Genomic DNA, 15820 nt, shown 5'->3' on the forward strand with positions numbered 1-15820 from the left:
AACTTCTCTCCTCGTTCGAAATTCGCGTTGAGTCAATGTGGGTTTGTGCGGTGTCGCGGCTTGAGCGCTCACGCGGTGATTTCGTCCAATCGGACGGGTCGGCCGCGCCGCACCGATTCCTCGGCTGCCAACGCCAATTTCGCTGCGACGATGCCGTCGGACGGCAGGGTCAGCGAGGTGGCATCGCCGTTGATGACGGCCAGGAAATGTCGGACTTCGCGTCTGAAGGCCGGTTCGAACCGTTCGATGAAGTCGGCGTAGGTCGACTCCGGTGGGGCGACTCCCGGTTCGGTCGAGGTGACCGGCGAGTGTGAGTCGATGCCGGCTGCGAACGCCGCATCGCTGCCGTAGACGACGGTGTTGACGTCCTGGCCGGAGGCGATGTTGCGGGCACCGCTGATGAGCGCCTGCACTCCCGATTCGAAGGTGATCACGGCTGTGGCCGTATCCAGGTCGCCGCTGTCCGCATAGGCCTGCTCGTCGAGCACCCCGCCCGAGGCGAAGATCGATACGGGTGCCTCACCCATGAGCCAGGGGATCGTGTCGAACTCGTGGATGAGCAGGTCGCGCCACACCCCTCCCGAGGTGGGGATGAATTCCGGATCGACATGGAAGTGATCATGTCCGGCCGAGTGGATGACTCGGATGGTTCCCATCTCACCGCTGTGGATCCGTTCTCTGAGGGTCTGGAACCCTTCGTCGTACCTGCGGTGGTAGGCGACCATGATGGGCACGTCGAGCGCTTCGAACTCCGCGGACAGGGCCGCGGTCTCTTCGAGCTTGAGTCCGATCGGCTTCTCGACGAGAACCGGGACCCCAGCGGTCAGTGCTGTCCGAGCGAGATCGGGGTGGGTGTGCGTCGAACTGGCGATGATGACACCGTCGAGTCCGTCGGTCCAGTCCTCGGTGAGCAGCACTGTGCTGATGACCGGGCGGTTGACGGGACCTGCGGGGGCGTGAGCACCTCGAAGGTCCGGCCCCGCGTCCGGGGCCAGCTCCGACTGCAGCTGCGCTTTGGCGTCTTCGAGCTTGCCTGCGGTGCGGCCGATGAGCACGAGCTCGTCGACCCCGTCTTCCTGCGCGATGTTGCGAGCGTGCATCCGTCCGATCCGGCCGAGGCCGACGACGCCGATCCGTGTGCTCATCGGTTCTCCTCGATGATCTGCTTGAGATAGCTGAGGCTGGCGCGAGCCTGGTCGATCGGTCCGGAGCCGGGCGCCGGTTCGTCGGCGACGACGGTGTCCTGTTCGAGGGTGAACCAGCCGTCGAATCCGGCGCGGATGAGAGTGCCGACGATCGAGTCGATGTCGATGTCTCCCTGGCCGAGCGGCTGGTACATTCCGTCGACGACGGCATCGTAGTAGGTTTGTTCGCCGGCCTGGACACTGCGTGCACGGTCGAGCGCGACATCCTTGAGGTGTGCGTGGGAGATGCGTCCCGTGTGCTTCTGCACGAATTCGACCGGGTCCACTCCGCCGATGAACATGTGTCCGGTGTCGAAGCAGAAGTCGACGTCGGTGCCGTTGAGAATGTGGTCGACGTCGTCCTGGGTTTCGACCATGGTTCCCACATGCGAATGCAGGCTGACGGTGACTCCCTGGGCTTTTGCGGCTTCGAGGATGCGGTCGATGTTGCGGTAGACGGTCTTCCATCCGGCCTCATCGAGTTCAGGGCGCTTGGCATCGTAGCCGTCGACGCCCGTCGCTGCTGCCAGGACGAGGGTGTCCGCACCGGCTGCGGTGTAGGCTTCCAGTTCGCGCTCGATCCCGGGCAGCGGATCATGGTCGGGGTCGTGGATGATGGCCGGGTAGAACCCTCCGACGGCCTGCATCGAGTGCTTCTTCAGGGTTTCGGCCCTGCCTGCGGCGTCGTCGGGAAGGAACCCCTCGGGGCCGAATTCCGTAGCGTCGAAGCCGAGTTCCTGCATTTCGGTGAGGACCCGTTCAGGGCTCAGCTGGTATCCCCAGTCAGGGACTTCGCAGACTCCCCAGGAGATGGGGGCCGCGGCGATTTTGACGTTGCTCACCTTGGGTCTCCTTTGCTTGCGGCTGCAGGTGCAGCCGGCGAATCCACTTCGTTGACCGCTGCGCCCGGGCGCCCGCCTTTGAGGACTGCGTCCACGGCACGGGCGGCGGCGACGAAGGTGGCATGGCTGGCTTTTGCGCTGAGCCCCATCACATGAGGAGTCAGCACTGTGCGGGGGTGCTGGTACAGGGGGTGCGGCCGAGGCGGCTCGGATTCGAACGAGTCGAGTCCGACGCCCCCGAGTTTGCCGGACTCGAGTCCCGACAGAGCGGCGTCCTCGTCGACGAGTCCTCCGCGGCTGGTGTTGATGAGGATCGCTCCGTCCTTCATCAGATCGATTGTGCGGGCGTTGATCATGTGGTGGGTGCTCTCGAGGAGCGGCACGTGCAGAGTGACGATGTCCGATGCGCGCAGGATCTCGTCGACGGTGTCGACCCTATTGGCTTCGGGCACCTCGGCGACGGGGTCGTAGGCGAGGACGCTCATGCCGAAGGCCTCGGCGATCGCCTTCACCCGCCGACCGATGTTGCCGAATCCGATGATGCCCAGACTCGCTCCGTCGAGATCGCCGACCGGGACACTGGTGCGTTCCGTCCATCCCCCGGAGCGAACGATCTCCGTCAGCGGTGCCAGTGACTTCACGAGCTGAAGCATGTGAGCGAACGCGCCCTCGGCCACCGCAGTCGAGTTGACACCGGGGGTGATCGCCACGGGGATTCCACGTTCGGTGGCGGCGTCGACATCGACGTCGTCGACGCCGACGCCGGTGCGGGCGATGACCTTGAGGTTGGGCATCGAATCGAGTTCTGCGGGGCCGACCTTGACGGCAGCGCGCACGATTGCGCCCTCGGCCTTCGCGTAGTCCTCAGCTCCGGGGCTCTCGACGAAGTCGACCCCGAGTCCGAGTTCTGCTTCGACGAGGTCCTTCGGTACCGGTCCGAGTCCGATGACGGTGGTCTTCTCAGGCATCGACAGTCTCTTTCCTGTTCGAGTCGTCCGTGGTCCGTGTCGATGCCGAGGTGCCCTCGACCTGTTCGACGGTCTGCCAGGACTCGGTGGCGATCGCGCGCTCACCCGCGTAGACGACGCGGTTGGCGGCGAGGGCGTCATGGACGTCGGCGTGGGTGGATTCCTCGCCGACATGGGCGAGCAGGAACTTCTTCGCTTCGATGACCTTGAGGTCGTCGTAGCCCATCGAGGTGCCGGCGCCCGGCTGGAACTTCGAGAAGTCGCCGAAGTCCGGACCGGCCATCACACGGGTGAACCCGACATGAGGACCCTTGTGTCCGAGTGCCAGTTCGAGTTCGTTCATCCGTTCGAAGTTCCACCGCAGTGAGCCCTCGGTTCCGTAGACCTCGAGCGAGTACTCCGCGCGCGGCCCGACGCACACTCGTGAGGCTTCGAGCGAACCGACGGCGCCGGCTCCTTGAGCGTCGGGGCCGAAGTGGACGAGCAGTCCGGCGTAGTCTTCGTTCTCGACGGGTGCCATCTCTCCGCCCTCGACGACGTCGAAGTGGGTGCCGCTGCCCATCTGCTGCTTGGGGCGCTCGGTGTAGGCGGTGTTGGCCACGCCGGTGACCTTGTCGATCGGTCCGACGACGTAGTGGGCGAGGTCGGTCAGGTGTCCGAGCAGGTCTCCGAGGACACCGGAACCGGCGAGTCCGCGGATGAAGCGCCAGGACAGAGCGCCGTTCGGCTCGGCCGAGTAGTCGGCGAAGAATGCGCCCCGCACGTTCGTGATGCGTCCGAGCTTGCCTTCGGCGATGATCTTCCTCGCGTATTCGATGGCCGGGGCGTTGCGGTAGTTGAAGCCGACAGCGGTGACGACTTCCGCGGCATCGGCCGCGTTGACCACGGATTCCGTCTCTTCGTCGGAACGGCCGACGGGTTTCTCGATCCACAGTGATTTGCCGGCCTTGGCGACGGCGGTGCCGATCTCCTCGTGGAGGAAGTTCGGTGCGCAGACGGAGACGACGTCGACGTCCGGGTGGTTGAGAACGTCGTTGTAGTCGCTGGTCGAATTCTCGTAGCCCAGCACGTCCTGGGCGAACTGAGCGCGCTCGTCATTGGTGTCGGCGGCGATGACCAGGCGTGTTCTGATGCCGAGCTCGGGGTAGACGACGGGAACGTTGGAGTAGGCGCGGCTGTGGAGCTGCCCCATCCAGCCGACGCTGATGAGTCCGACTCCGATGGTCGTGGGGTTGTTGCTCATGGTGCTCCTTGAGTAGTCAATGGTGGGGCGGTTGGCCCCGATGTTCTGCGGCGTCAGTCGCGCAGGGTGGACACGACCGCGGCAGCGGTGTCAGCCAACAGTGTCGAATCCGAACCGACCGGCAGGAAGGTGAAGCCCTGTTCGGCTCGGGTTGTGGCCACCGCTGAGTCGGCACTGAGGATTCCGGCCGACTTTCCGTGTCTGCGTGCAGCTGCGACGACCGTGTCGAGGGCGTCGCGGAAGACCGGCGCATTGAAGTCGAGCGGCACACCGAGCGCATACGACAGATCCAGGGGCCCGACGAACAGGACGTCGACGGCGTCGAGTGCGGCGATGTCGTCCACCTCGGCGAGGGCGCCTGCTGTCTCGATCTGAACGATCGTCAGCACCTCGTCGTTGCTCGTCTCCAGCCCCGCTTTGTCCATTCCCCAGCGGAGGGAGCGGTTGTAGGTGGCCACTCCCCTGTCTCCGAGCGGTGGGTAGTGCAGGTGCGGAATGATCTCGGCCACCTCGGCGGCGGAGCTCACTCGCGGGAGCATCACTCCGGCGGCACCGGCGTCGAGGGCACGTCCGATCCTGATCCGGTCCGGGATCTCCACCCGCACCAGGGTGGCTGCCCCGTATCCGCCGGCGGCCGCTGCCGCATCACCGATCGATGCTTCGTCTCCGCCGCCGTGTTCGAGGTCGACGAGGATCCAGTCGAGTCCGGCGGCGGCCAGGACCTCGATGGCCATGGTGGAGCCGAGACCGGCGAAACTGCCGATGGTTGTCTCGCCCGCACGGATCCGTCTGGCCAGCGCGCCCTTGTCCAGCGGGGTCGGCGATGTGTTCACACGTGCCATTTCTGGTCCTCCAGACCCTTTTCGTAATCGGCGCGCAGGCCGGAGACCCATTCCTGTTCGGCGACCTCGGCGGGTGCGACATCCCAGAAGACTCCGGACCCGGGCAGGTCGACCAGCGGGATGGTCGGCACCACGATGGCCACGGGTCCGTGGACGTCGCGGGTGTCGTTGAGCGCTGCCCGGATCTCGTCGACGCTCGTGGCGCGGATGGTCTTGGCGCCGAGGCCCGAGGCGATCTCGCCGAGGTCGACGTGGAGGTAGTCGCCCGAGAGCCGGGCGGTGTCCTCTTCGTCGCGGTAGCGGAAGTCGTTGCCGAACTGCTCTCCGTACTTCATCATCTGCAGGCGGCGGATGACCTGGAAGCCGTGGTTCTCCGAGATCACGTAGGTGATGTCGAGGTGCTCCTGCGCTGCGGTGAGGATCTCGGTCGGGTTCATGAGGAAGGTCCCGTCGCCGATGAAGACCGAGACGCGGCCGGTGCTCTCGGGGTCCGCGAGCCGGACTCCGATGCCGGCGGGGATCTCGTAGCCCATGCAGGAGAAGCCGAACTCGAGGTGGCAGCGACGGTCATCGGTGGCGTCCCATACCTTGAGCAGGTCTCCCGGGGGTCCACCGGCGGCGGCGATGAGTGTGTCGCCCGGCTGTGCATGCTCCTGGAGCAGACCGATGAGCTGTCCCTGGGTGACGGTCGCGTCGGTGTCTGGGATTCCCAGTGCGGCGTGCTCCGGGGCGTGTTTGTTGAAGGCAGTGTCCGGGTCGAGTGCCTGGCTGCGCTGCGGAGCCCATTCGGCCTTCTGCGAGGCGACCTCGGCGGTCCAGTCACCGGGCACCGAGTAGTCGGAGAGCTGCTGGCTCAGGGCTTCGATTCCCAGCTTCGCGTCGGAGAGCACCGCGACGGCTCCCTGCTTGATCGCGTCGAGCTCTGCGATGTTGATCGCGACGAAGCGCACATCGGGGTTCTTGAACATCGTCTGCGATCCGGTGGCGAAGTCGGTCAGGCGTGTGCCGATGCTGACGATGACATCGGCTTGGGCGACGAGGCGGTTGGTCGCGGGGTTGCCCTCGAGTCCGATGCCGCCGAGCACCCAATCGGCGTCGGTGAGTGCTGCGCCCTTGCCGCCGAAGGTTTCGGCGACAGGGATGCCGGTGGACTCGGCGAATGCGGCCAGTGCCTCACGGGCTTCGGAGTAGTGGACACCGCCGCCGGCGATGATCAGGGGCTTCTTCGCCGAGGCGAGGACGGAGACCGCCTGTTCGATGTCGCTGGGCTGCGGAATGGTGCGACGGATCGGCCAATCCCGCTCGCGGAACAGGCTGACGGGGAAGTCGTAGGCGTGGGACTGGATGTCCTGGGGCAGGGAGAGCACGACGGCTCCGGTCTCCGCGGGGTTCGCGAGCACGCGGAAGGCCTTGGGCAGCGCGGTGATCAGCTGCTCGGGGCGGGTGATCCGGTCGAAGAACGCAGAGACGGGACGGAATGAGTCATTGACGGTGAGGTTCGGGTCCTGAGGGTTCTCGAGCTCCTGGAGGACGGGGCCCTGGCGCCTGGTCGCGTAGGTGTCGCCGGGCAGCAGGAACAGCGGAAGGCGGTTGACCGTCGCCAGTGCAGCCGCGGTGACGAGGTTCATCGCTCCGGGACCGATGGAGGCGGTGACCGCGAGCGTCTGCCGCCTGCCGCTGGCCTTGGCCAGAGCACTTCCCGCGTGAGCCAGCGACTGTTCGTTGCGGCCCTGGATGAACGGGAGATCGTCGGCGTACTGCGAGAACGCCTGGCTGAAGCCGGCCACATTGCCGTGGCCGAAGATGCCGGCCGCGGCCGGGATGAACCGCTGACGGTCGTCATCGAGGACCGAGTACTGGCTGCTGAGGAACTTGACGACGGCCTGGGCCACCGTCAGTCGGATGGTCGGTTCGTGACTCATGGGTTCTCCTTCGAACGGATAGGGTGCGCCGTGACCTTCTGTGATCATGGGCGCCGAGGTTGGTGTGTCGGTGTGTGTTCCGCACCGAACGCTGTCTGTGCGCTCTTCTGTCCCGAAGAGTCAGGCCCAGGGGCGGCCGTGGATGACGACGGTCTTCGACTCGGTCATCTCTTCGACGGCGGCCCGCAGACCTTCCTTGCCGATTCCGCTGGCCTTGAGACCCCCGTACGGCATGAGGTCGGCCCTCCACAGCGGAGTCCAGTTGATGTGGATGTTTCCGGCATCGACCTCACGCATGTACTGGACGCCTGCGTCGACGTTGTTCGTGAAGATCCCGGCGGCGAGTCCGTAGTCGGTCGAGTTCGCCAGTTCGATGGCGGTCTTGACGTCGGGGGCGGTGGAGACGGCCACTGCGGGCCCGAAGATCTCGTCCTGCGCGATCGAGGCTTGGGGATCGACGCCGCTGAGGATTGCGGGCTCGATCATCGCGCCGTCGCGGTCGCCTCCGAGCTCGAGGCGTGCTCCGGCGCCGACGGCTTCGCGGATGGCCCCTTCGACACGTTTGGCCTCGGACTCGGTGATGAGGGTTCCGACCGTCGTCGCGTCATCGTCGGGGTTGCCGATCCGGTGTTCCCGGACCTTGGCGCTCAGCGCATCGAGGAAGTCACCCTGAATGTCTTCGTGGACGATGACTCGCTGCACCGAGATGCAGACCTGACCGGCGTTCGTGTACCCGCCGGCGGCAACAGCACTCGCCGCGAGCTCGATATCGGCGTCGGGAAGGACGACGACGGGGGCAGACGACCCCAGTTCCAGGGACAGCTTCTTCACACCGGCGATGGAGGCCAGGTGCTCGCCGACCCCCGTGGAGCCGGTGAACGAGATCTTCCGGACGCGCTTGTCTGCGGCAAGGCGATCGCCGATGTCCCCACCGGATCCGGTGAGCACAGAGAGGACGCCCTCGGGCAGTCCGGCATCGATGAAGCATTCGGCCAGCGCCAGCGCCGTCAGCGGCGTGGTGCTTGCGGGCTTGAGGATCACCGAGTTGCCTGCGGCCAACGCCGGGGCGATCTTGTGGTTGACCAGCAGCGCCGGGTAGTTGAAGGGAGTGATCGCCACGACCACGCCGACCGGCTGGGGCAGCGTGAAGCCGACCTTGTCGAGGCCGGTGCCCGGGTTCGCGTCGAGGGGAAGCGTCTGGCCGTACAGCTGTGTGCCTTCGAACGCCGCCAGGCGGATGATCGAACCGGAGCGGCCGGCTTCTGCGCGGGCTTCGCGCAGAGTCTTGCCGTTCTCGGCCGAGAGCACCTGGGCGATCTGTTCGGTGCGCTCGTCGGCCAGAGCCGCGGCCTTGAGCAGGATCTCGCTGCGTTCGTGGGCCGGAGTCCTGCGCCAGACCTCGGCACCGCGAGAAGCGGATTCGAGGGCGGCTTCGACGTCCGCAGCACCCGCGATCGAAACCTGTCCGACGGTGCGTCCGTCGAACGGCGACACCACGTCTTTCAGCTGACCGCTTCCCTCACGAGAAGCTCGCCAGGTTCCACCGATCAGCAATTCGCTGCGCGTCATTGCGTACTCCAAACTCTTTCGACAATCTTCAAGCCTCATTTTGAACCGGTCCAATTTGAAGTTCATCGTTTTTCGTCCAAATATTTGGACCGGTTCAAAATGAGATCAATGCGAACTTAATGTGACGCCGCCGACATTGTCAAGCACTCTCTGGAAACTCAGGTTGAGATTTCGTGTTCCACGGCCCGGACGGACCCGACCCCGCTCGACTCCCCTGCCCATGTGTGATGATGAGCATATGCCGAATTCCAACAGTGACGGGTCGAGGACCGCGCGGTCGCGGCCGACGATTCGCGATGTTGCTGCGGCTGCCGGGGTGTCGAAGTCACTGGTCTCCCTTGCCTTCAAAGAACCGCAGCGCGTCAGCGAACGCCGCCGCGAACTGATTCTGCGCTCGGCTCAATCCCTGGGTTATCAGCCGAACTTCCTGGCCCGCTCACTCGCCGCAGACGGATCGCCGTTCGTCGGCATTCTCGTCGTCAATCTCCACAACCCGATCTTCGCCGAAATCGCCGATGCCGTCCGGTCCGAACTCGATGCGCGTGGCGAATACGGCCTGATCACCAGTGCAACGATCGCGAACGATCGGAGTCCGACCGAGCCCTACGGCCGCATCGACTCCCGGGTCATCGCAATGCTGCAGGACCTGCGGCCGAAGGCGCTGATCGTCGTCGGAACGGTCATCGAGCACGAAGCACTGTCCTCGGGCATCCCCACCGTCTACGCCAGTGCTGCTCCGAGTCCTGGCTCCGGCTATTCCTCGGTGCGCATGGACGACGTCAGCGGAATCGCTCTGGTGCTCGATCACCTCCAGGGACTCGGCCATGCACAGATCGCCTTCACCGGCGGGCAGGGCAGCGCGGTCGCGAAATCGAGGGAGACCGCATACATCGAAGCCATGCGCTCCCGCGGCTTGGTGCCGAGAGTCCAGTCGGCCGGGTTCTCTGAGCACGACGGGTATACGGCCGCTCAGCAGCTTCTGCGGTCGAGCACGCCGCCGACCGCCATCGTCTCGGTCAACGACATCTCCGCCATCGGGGTCCTGGCCGCCGCCGACGAGGCAGGAGTGCGCGTACCCGATCAGCTCGCGGTCGTCGGATTCGACAACATCTCTCTGTCCGGCCTCGAACGGATCTCCCTGACCTCTGTCGATCCGCAGAACCAACTGATCGGGCGACTGTCGGCCCAAGCGGTCTTCGACATCCTCGCCGACCCAGAGGCCCCCCGCCGGGAGAACCTCATCACCCCATCACTTGTGGTTCGGCGATCAACGGTTGCGAAGCCGTCGTCGGGATCGACATCGCCGTCGGGATGAAGCCTCTGCCGAAGGAGAGCGCAGACAGAGTCTGAGGTCGGTTCCGGGCACCGCCCATCTCAGCCGGCAACCGCGTCCGCGCCGACTCCTGCGTCCGCGCACTCGGTGCAGTAGGGCTGCAGTCCCTTGTCCGTGCATTCCTCGCACCGCAGATACTGCTTGCGGCAATCGAGATTCGCACAGTTGACGAACACCGGAGTGTTCGCTTCGCAGTGCACGCAGTGCCCGATCGATTCGACGTTGTCACCGAACTCGACGTGCATGCGCTTGTCGAAGACGTAGAGCGAACCGTCCCAGTAACCGGAGCTGCCGAAGGTCTCGCCGTAGCGGACGATGCCGCCGTCGAGCTGGTAGACCTCTTCGAAACCGCGGTTCTTCATCAGCACCGACAGGACTTCGCAGCGGATTCCGCCGGTGCAGTAAGTGACGACCGGTTTGTCCTTGAGATCGTCGTACTTGCCGGACTCGATCTCGGCGATGAAGTCGCGGGTGGCGTCCGTGTCGGGGACGACGGCATCGCGGAACTTCCCGATCTGCGCTTCCATCGCATTGCGGCCGTCGAAGAAGACGACATCGTCGCCGCGTTCGTCGAGCAGCTTGTGCAGGGCACCGGGTTTGAGATGCTGCCCGCCGCCTCGGACACCATCCTCGGTGACCGTGATTTCGTCAGCGGTGCCGAAGGTGACAAGTTCGTCCCGGACCTTCACACTCAGCCGCGGGAAGTCATCGCCCTCACCGTTGGACCACTTGATGTCGGCCTTCTTGAACGGGGCATAGGACTTCGTCGCCCGCACGTACTGCTTGACGTCGAAGATGTCCCCGCCGATGGTGGCGTTGATGCCGTCCTTCGACACGATCACCCGCCCCTTGAGGCCGAGACTCTCGGCAAGGGTGTGCTGCCACAGCTTGACCGCTTCGGGGTCGGCCAGCGGAGTGAAGACGTAGAACAGGACGATCTTGGGAGTTGCCATGACTCCCATTCTAAGGCGGCGCAGGCCGCCGTCCTCGCCGAGGTGGGATCACCGGAACGATCCCCTCCGCGTCGCCGCGGCGGGGCCACCGGAGCCATCACTGCGACCTCGTCGAGGCGGCCCATCGTGGACGCGCTTCGCGGCCCGGGTCGGGACACGGCTAAGATTGGCCGTGAGTGCCGTGTCGTATGAAAGGGCCCCGAAGAGGACATGACGTCAAACCTCAGCTCTGCGGATTCCACGCAGGTCGATTCCCCGCAGAATGCTTCGAAGAAGGTCAAGGAGACGGTCGAGTTCGCTGCGGCGAATCCCGACGTCGAACAGCCTTTCGCCGATCTCGGTCTCACGGCCGACGAATACGAGCAGATCAAGACGATCCTCGGACGTCGCCCCACCTCGGCGGAGCTGGCCATGTACTCGGTGATGTGGTCCGAGCACTGCTCGTATAAGTCCTCGAAGGTCCACTTGTCGAAGTTCGGTGACAAGGTCACCGAGGATATGAAGAAGCACCTGCTCGTGGGCATCGGCGAGAACGCCGGCGTCGTCGACATCGGCGACGGCTGGGCCGTGACCTTCAAGGTCGAATCCCACAACCACCCCAGCTATGTCGAGCCTCACCAGGGCGCGGCCACGGGTGTCGGCGGCATCGTCCGCGACATCATCTCCATGGGCGCCCGCCCGGTCGCCGTGATGGATCAGCTGCGCTTCGGTGCCATCGATCACCCCGACACCGCCCGCGTCGTCCACGGTGTGGTCGCCGGCATCAGCAACTACGGCAACTCCCTGGGGCTGCCGAACATCGGCGGAGAAACCGTCTTCGACTCCGTCTACCAGGCGAACCCGTTGGTCAACGCTCTGGCCGTGGGTGTCATGCGGCATGAGGACATCCGTCTGGCCAATGCGTCGGGACTCCGCAACAAGGTCGTGCTCTTCGGTGCGCGCACCGGCGGCGACGGCATCGGCGGTGCCTCGATCCTCGCTTCGGAGTCCTTCGACGACACGAAGCCCTCGAAGCGCCCCGCCGTGCAGGTCGGTGACCCCTTCGCAGAGAAGGTGCTCATCGAATGCTGCCTCGAACTCTTCCGCGCCGGCGTCGTCGAAGGCATTCAGGACCTCGGCGCTGCCGGCATCTCCTGCGCCACCTCGGAGCTGGCGTCCAACGGCGACGGCGGAATGCACATCGCGCTCGACGATGTGCTGCTGCGCGATGAGACCCTCACGCCTGAGGAGATCCTCATGTCGGAGTCGCAGGAGCGGATGATGGCCGTCGTCCGTCCCGACCGCCTCGAGGAGTTCCTCGCCATCGTCGGCAAGTGGGAGGTTGAGACCTCCGTGCTCGGCGAGGTCACCGCCTCCGACCGTCTCGTCATCGAATGGCACGGCGACGTCATCGTCGATGTGCCTCCGCGCTCGGTCGCCCACGACGGCCCCGTCTACAACCGTCCGTTCACTCAGCCGTCATGGACCGCCGAGGTGGCTGCGAACACCGTCGACAACGCCGGGCTGAAGAAGCCGGAGACCGACGAGGAGCTGCGCTCGACCGTACTCGAGCTCGCGGGTTCGCCGAACCTCGCTTCGAAGTCGTGGATCACATCGCAGTACGACAAGTACGTCCAGGGCAATACTGCGCTGGCGTACCCGGATGATGCCGGTGTCGTCCGCGTCGATGAGGAGACCGGACTCGGTGTGGCCATCGCCACCGACGCCAACGGTCGCTACAGCTTCCTCGACCCGGCGCGCGGTGCCCAGCTGGCCCTGGCCGAGGCCTACCGCAACGTCTCGACTTCCGGTGCCATCCCCCGTGCGGTCACCGACTGCCTGAACTTCGGATCCCCGGAGGACCCGGAGATCATGTGGCAGTTCGCGCAGTCCGTCGAGGCACTGGCCGATGCCTGCCAGGACATGGGCATCCCCGTCGCCGGAGGAAATGTCTCCCTCTACAACCAGACCGGCGGTGTGGCCATCCACCCGACCCCGGTCGTCGGTGTGCTCGGCGTCTTCGACGACGTCACCCGCGCCACCCCCAGCGGGTGGAAGGAACCGGGCCAGACCATCTACCTGCTCGGCACCACCGAGGATGAGCTCGACGGATCGGCGTGGGCCGACGTCACGGCCGGCCACCTCGGCGGAGTCCCTCCGCAGTACAAGCCGGAAGCGGAGAAGGAGCTCAGCGAGATCCTCATCAACTGCTCGCGCGACGGCATGATCGATGCCGCGCACGATCTGTCGCAGGGTGGCCTGTCGCAGGCGCTCGTCGAGTCCAGCCTGCGCTGCGGCACGGGTGCCCGGATCTGGCTCGACGAAGTCTGCGAACGTGACGGCGTCGACGTGTTCACCGCACTGTTCTCCGAGTCCTCGGCACGTGCGATCGTCGCCGTCCCGCGCTCGGAGGAGGTCCGGTTCAAGGACATGTGCACCGCCCGCCGGTTCCCGTTCGTGCGCATCGGCATGACCGATGCCGGCGACCCGGAGCCGAGCCTCGACATCGTCGACCACTTCTCGATCGGCCTCGACGAGCTCGGTCGCGTGTACGAAGACACTCTGCGCAATCGCTTCGGCGGAAGCGTCGCCGCAGTGACCGAGACCGCGGTCTGAGAAGCGCCGTGTAGTCGCGACAAGCGCCGTTTAATTCACAGAGTCGGGCCACCACGGCCCGGTCGCTCACCGAGAGGACCACTTCGCTTCGAGAGTGCCAGTTGCAACTGGTCCGCTCGAAGCGAAGTGGTCCTCTCGGCGTTTGGCGGGCGCGGGTGGCGCGAGGTCGGCGGGCGCCAGGGACCGTGGCACGAGCCTGCGCTCCGTCGCGGATGCTCGTGATCCGACGAGGCCGTCGGCTCGTAAACGGCCGGTGACGCTATTCCTCTCTCGGGGTCGGACGATCAGGTGAGTCCTGTGTCGGGTGATCAGGCGAGTCCTGCTTCCGACCTCGACCCCAGCGCTTGCGGATCGGGCCGACGAGCGCCCACATCACTGCAGTCGAAACGGCCACGACGATCCAGTAGATCAGCCAGAAGGAGTCGGCCCAACCGGCGAGGGCTATGCCGATCGCCAAGAGGACCACAGTGATGCCCGACGCGATGAGACAGCGACACAGATAGGCCAGATCCGTGCGTATCGGCACTGGAGGCAGCTGCTCCTCGGACAGACCTGTGTGCCTGCGTGCGAACCGCCTGTCGAAGCGAGCGATGATCTCGGGGCCGAAGACGATCGAGAACCCGACGTAGAACGCAGCCAGTCCATGACTGAAGTCCGAGCGTGCACCGCCGGCCAGATCGACATAGGTCAGCGCGATGATCGCGAGGTCGACGACAGGCGTGGCGAGGAGCAGCCCGGCCGAGGTCACCCTCCAGCCGAGCAGGTACCGTGACGAGACTCCGGCGAGCAGCAGGACCCAGAACAGGACCTCGCCGCCGAGGATGTAGCCGACCACAGCGCCCCTCTCCTTCTGCTCGGCTGCCCTTTCTCACCGATTCCAAACGTGGAGGACCATCAGTCTTTGCTATTCGACCGTACCAAGATGGAAGTGGCGGCGACCGGCACGTGACCCAACATGACGGCGCCCATGCATGCGTCACCACTGATGTGATTGTCTGAAACGGAACGATACGGCTGATATGCCACCGCACAACCTGAGGAGAGTCACCCATGGCCACGATCCGCACTTCGCACGCCGGATCCTTACCCCGCACCCCTGAGCTCATCGAGGCCAACAAGGTCAAGCACGCTCAGACCGCAGCCCGCCTCGGCGGCGAGACGGTCTCCGACACCGAGGCCCAGGAGTTCGACGAACTCCTCGCCGCCAGCGTCGTTGATCTCGTCAAGCGCCAGAAGGATCTGGGCATCACCCTGCCCAATGACGGCGAATACGGTCACGCAATGGCCTCCGACCTCGACTACGGCGCCTGGTGGCACTATTCCTTCGCCCGCACCGGCGGACTCGAACTCCACGACCGCAACATCTTCGAAGAGCCGGCCAACCGTTCGACTCCCGGCAACATCGTGCTCACGAGCTTCTCCGATCGGCGCGATCGCAACCTCTTCCCGAACGTCTACGCGGACGCCAACGCCGGCACCGACACCGGAGCACAGCCGCAGTTCCCCAAGGCGACGGGACCCATCAGCTACATCGGCCAGAAGGCCGTCGCTCAGGACATCGCGAATCTCAAGGCCGGCCTCGCCGCCGTAGGCTACGACGAGCGCGACGGCTACATCAACGCGCTCTCCCCCGGCTCGGCCTCACGCGTGGCCAACGAGTACTACAAGACCGATGAGGAATTCATCTGGGCCTGGGCCGATGTTCTGCGCGAGGAGTACCTCGCCATCACCGAGGCGGGCCTGACCGTCCAGATCGACGACCCCTCACTGGCGGAGAACTTCGACCAGATCAACCCCGAACCGTCCTTCCACGACTACCGGGCGTTCATCCAGGTCCGCATCGACGCCCTCAACCACGCCCTGCGCGGCATCGATCCGGCCCAGGTCCGCATCCACACCTGCTGGGGCTCCTGGCACGGACCGCATGTCACGGACCTGCCGTTCGCCGAGATCGTCGATCAGGTGCTGTCGATCAACGCCGCCGGCATCACCTTCGAGGCGGCCAACGTCCGCCACGAGCACGAGTGGAAGATCTGGGAGGAGACGAAGCTGCCCGAGGGCAAGTACATCATCCCCGGCATCGTCTCCCATGCGACGAACGTCGTCGAGCACCCCGAGCTCGTCGCCGAGCGCATCGGCCGCTTCGCCAAGCTCGTCGGGCCGGAGAACGTCGTGGCCTCGACCGACTGCGGTCTCGGTGGACGCATCCACCCGGAGATCGCGGTTGCGAAGCTGCAGTCCCTGACCGAAGGCGCGCAGATCGCTTCGCAGCGCTTCTGATCCGCGTGCGTCCGGTCCCCTCCGCCGATCCTTTTCGAACGGCGGAGGGGATCGCCGCATTCACCCGCGGCTCATTCGGCACCCGCCGA

Annotated in this window: 12 protein-coding genes; 3 read left to right on the forward strand and 9 right to left on the reverse strand. The window is 65.4% G+C overall.

What is annotated here, in order from left to right:
• Positions 1–68: 68 nt before the first annotated feature.
• From ACQE2J_RS16815 to ACQE2J_RS16845, 7 genes are all read right to left on the reverse strand, one after another.
• Positions 69–1145 (reverse strand): Gfo/Idh/MocA family protein, encoded by a 1077-nt coding sequence (locus ACQE2J_RS16815; protein WP_135542509.1) that lies wholly within the window; start codon positions 1143–1145, stop codon positions 69–71.
• On the reverse strand, positions 1142–2026 hold the full coding sequence (locus ACQE2J_RS16820) for a sugar phosphate isomerase/epimerase family protein (protein WP_135542507.1): 885 nt from the start codon (positions 2024–2026) through the stop codon (positions 1142–1144). The genes ACQE2J_RS16815 and ACQE2J_RS16820 overlap by 4 nt, the downstream gene beginning before the upstream one ends.
• On the reverse strand, positions 2023–2994 hold the full coding sequence (locus tag ACQE2J_RS16825; protein ID WP_135542505.1) for an NAD(P)-dependent oxidoreductase: 972 nt from the start codon (positions 2992–2994) through the stop codon (positions 2023–2025). Before ACQE2J_RS16825 ends, ACQE2J_RS16820 begins: the two co-directional genes overlap by 4 nt.
• Positions 2987–4237, reverse strand: coding sequence for a Gfo/Idh/MocA family protein (locus ACQE2J_RS16830; protein ID WP_135542503.1), 1251 nt, complete (start codon positions 4235–4237; stop codon positions 2987–2989). The genes ACQE2J_RS16825 and ACQE2J_RS16830 overlap by 8 nt, the downstream gene beginning before the upstream one ends.
• Positions 4238–4290: 53 nt before the next feature.
• The gene (locus tag ACQE2J_RS16835) at positions 4291–5079 is read right to left on the reverse strand and encodes an HpcH/HpaI aldolase family protein (protein ID WP_135542501.1); all 789 of its coding nucleotides are present in this window, start codon (positions 5077–5079) and stop codon (positions 4291–4293) included.
• Positions 5067–7001 (reverse strand): 3D-(3,5/4)-trihydroxycyclohexane-1,2-dione acylhydrolase (decyclizing), encoded by a 1935-nt coding sequence (iolD, locus tag ACQE2J_RS16840; RefSeq protein WP_426936695.1) that lies wholly within the window; start codon positions 6999–7001, stop codon positions 5067–5069. The genes ACQE2J_RS16835 and iolD overlap by 13 nt, the downstream gene beginning before the upstream one ends.
• 120 nt (positions 7002–7121) lie before the next feature.
• Positions 7122–8570, reverse strand: a complete 1449-nt coding sequence (locus tag ACQE2J_RS16845; protein ID WP_425119841.1) for an aldehyde dehydrogenase family protein — start codon at positions 8568–8570, stop codon at positions 7122–7124.
• A 238-nt stretch (positions 8571–8808) separates the two neighbouring features.
• Between ACQE2J_RS16845 and ACQE2J_RS16850 the strand changes: the two genes are divergently transcribed.
• Entirely contained in the window at positions 8809–9885 is a 1077-nt protein-coding gene (locus ACQE2J_RS16850) for a LacI family DNA-binding transcriptional regulator (RefSeq protein WP_426936696.1), read from the forward strand.
• 59 nt (positions 9886–9944) lie between these two features.
• Here ACQE2J_RS16850 and ACQE2J_RS16855 read toward each other — a convergent pair whose 3' ends face one another.
• Entirely contained in the window at positions 9945–10856 is a 912-nt protein-coding gene (locus tag ACQE2J_RS16855) for a rhodanese-related sulfurtransferase (protein WP_426936697.1), read from the reverse strand.
• Positions 10857–11066: 210 nt separating this feature from the next.
• On the opposite strand from ACQE2J_RS16855, the gene purL reads away from it, so the two are divergent.
• On the forward strand, positions 11067–13451 hold the full coding sequence (purL, locus tag ACQE2J_RS16860; protein WP_426936698.1) for a phosphoribosylformylglycinamidine synthase subunit PurL: 2385 nt from the start codon (positions 11067–11069) through the stop codon (positions 13449–13451).
• A gap of 259 nt (positions 13452–13710) precedes the next feature.
• Here the strand turns inward: purL and ACQE2J_RS16865 are convergent, their stop codons facing one another.
• On the reverse strand, positions 13711–14286 hold the full coding sequence (locus tag ACQE2J_RS16865) for a hypothetical protein (protein ID WP_135542490.1): 576 nt from the start codon (positions 14284–14286) through the stop codon (positions 13711–13713).
• Between the two features lie 215 nt (positions 14287–14501).
• Here ACQE2J_RS16865 and ACQE2J_RS16870 point away from each other — a divergent pair, with 215 nt between their 5' ends.
• A complete protein-coding gene (locus tag ACQE2J_RS16870) occupies positions 14502–15731 on the forward strand; it encodes a cobalamin-independent methionine synthase II family protein (protein ID WP_135542488.1) in 1230 nt (409 codons plus the stop codon).
• Positions 15732–15820: the final 89 nt, after the last annotated feature.

The organism is Brevibacterium sp. LE-L (assembly GCF_050214925.1).
GTDB lineage: Bacteria > Actinomycetota > Actinomycetes > Actinomycetales > Brevibacteriaceae > Brevibacterium.

Bases quoted from the DNA above. Each gene is read 5' to 3' on its own strand.
- ACQE2J_RS16815 (WP_135542509.1), bottom strand. From the start codon at position 1,145: ATGAGCACACGGATCGGCGTCGTCGGCCTCGGCCGGATCGGACGGATG.
- ACQE2J_RS16825 (WP_135542505.1), bottom strand. From the start codon at position 2,994: ATGCCTGAGAAGACCACCGTCATCGGACTCGGACCGGTACCGAAGGAC.
- ACQE2J_RS16830 (WP_135542503.1), bottom strand. From the start codon at position 4,237: ATGAGCAACAACCCCACGACCATCGGAGTCGGACTCATCAGCGTCGGC.
- ACQE2J_RS16835 (WP_135542501.1), bottom strand. From the start codon at position 5,079: ATGGCACGTGTGAACACATCGCCGACCCCGCTGGACAAGGGCGCGCTG.
- iolD (WP_426936695.1), bottom strand. From the start codon at position 7,001: ATGAGTCACGAACCGACCATCCGACTGACGGTGGCCCAGGCCGTCGTC.
- ACQE2J_RS16845 (WP_425119841.1), bottom strand. From the start codon at position 8,570: ATGACGCGCAGCGAATTGCTGATCGGTGGAACCTGGCGAGCTTCTCGT.
- ACQE2J_RS16850 (WP_426936696.1), top strand. From the start codon at position 8,809: ATGCCGAATTCCAACAGTGACGGGTCGAGGACCGCGCGGTCGCGGCCG.
- ACQE2J_RS16855 (WP_426936697.1), bottom strand. From the start codon at position 10,856: ATGGCAACTCCCAAGATCGTCCTGTTCTACGTCTTCACTCCGCTGGCC.
- purL (WP_426936698.1), top strand. From the start codon at position 11,067: ATGACGTCAAACCTCAGCTCTGCGGATTCCACGCAGGTCGATTCCCCG.
- ACQE2J_RS16870 (WP_135542488.1), top strand. From the start codon at position 14,502: ATGGCCACGATCCGCACTTCGCACGCCGGATCCTTACCCCGCACCCCT.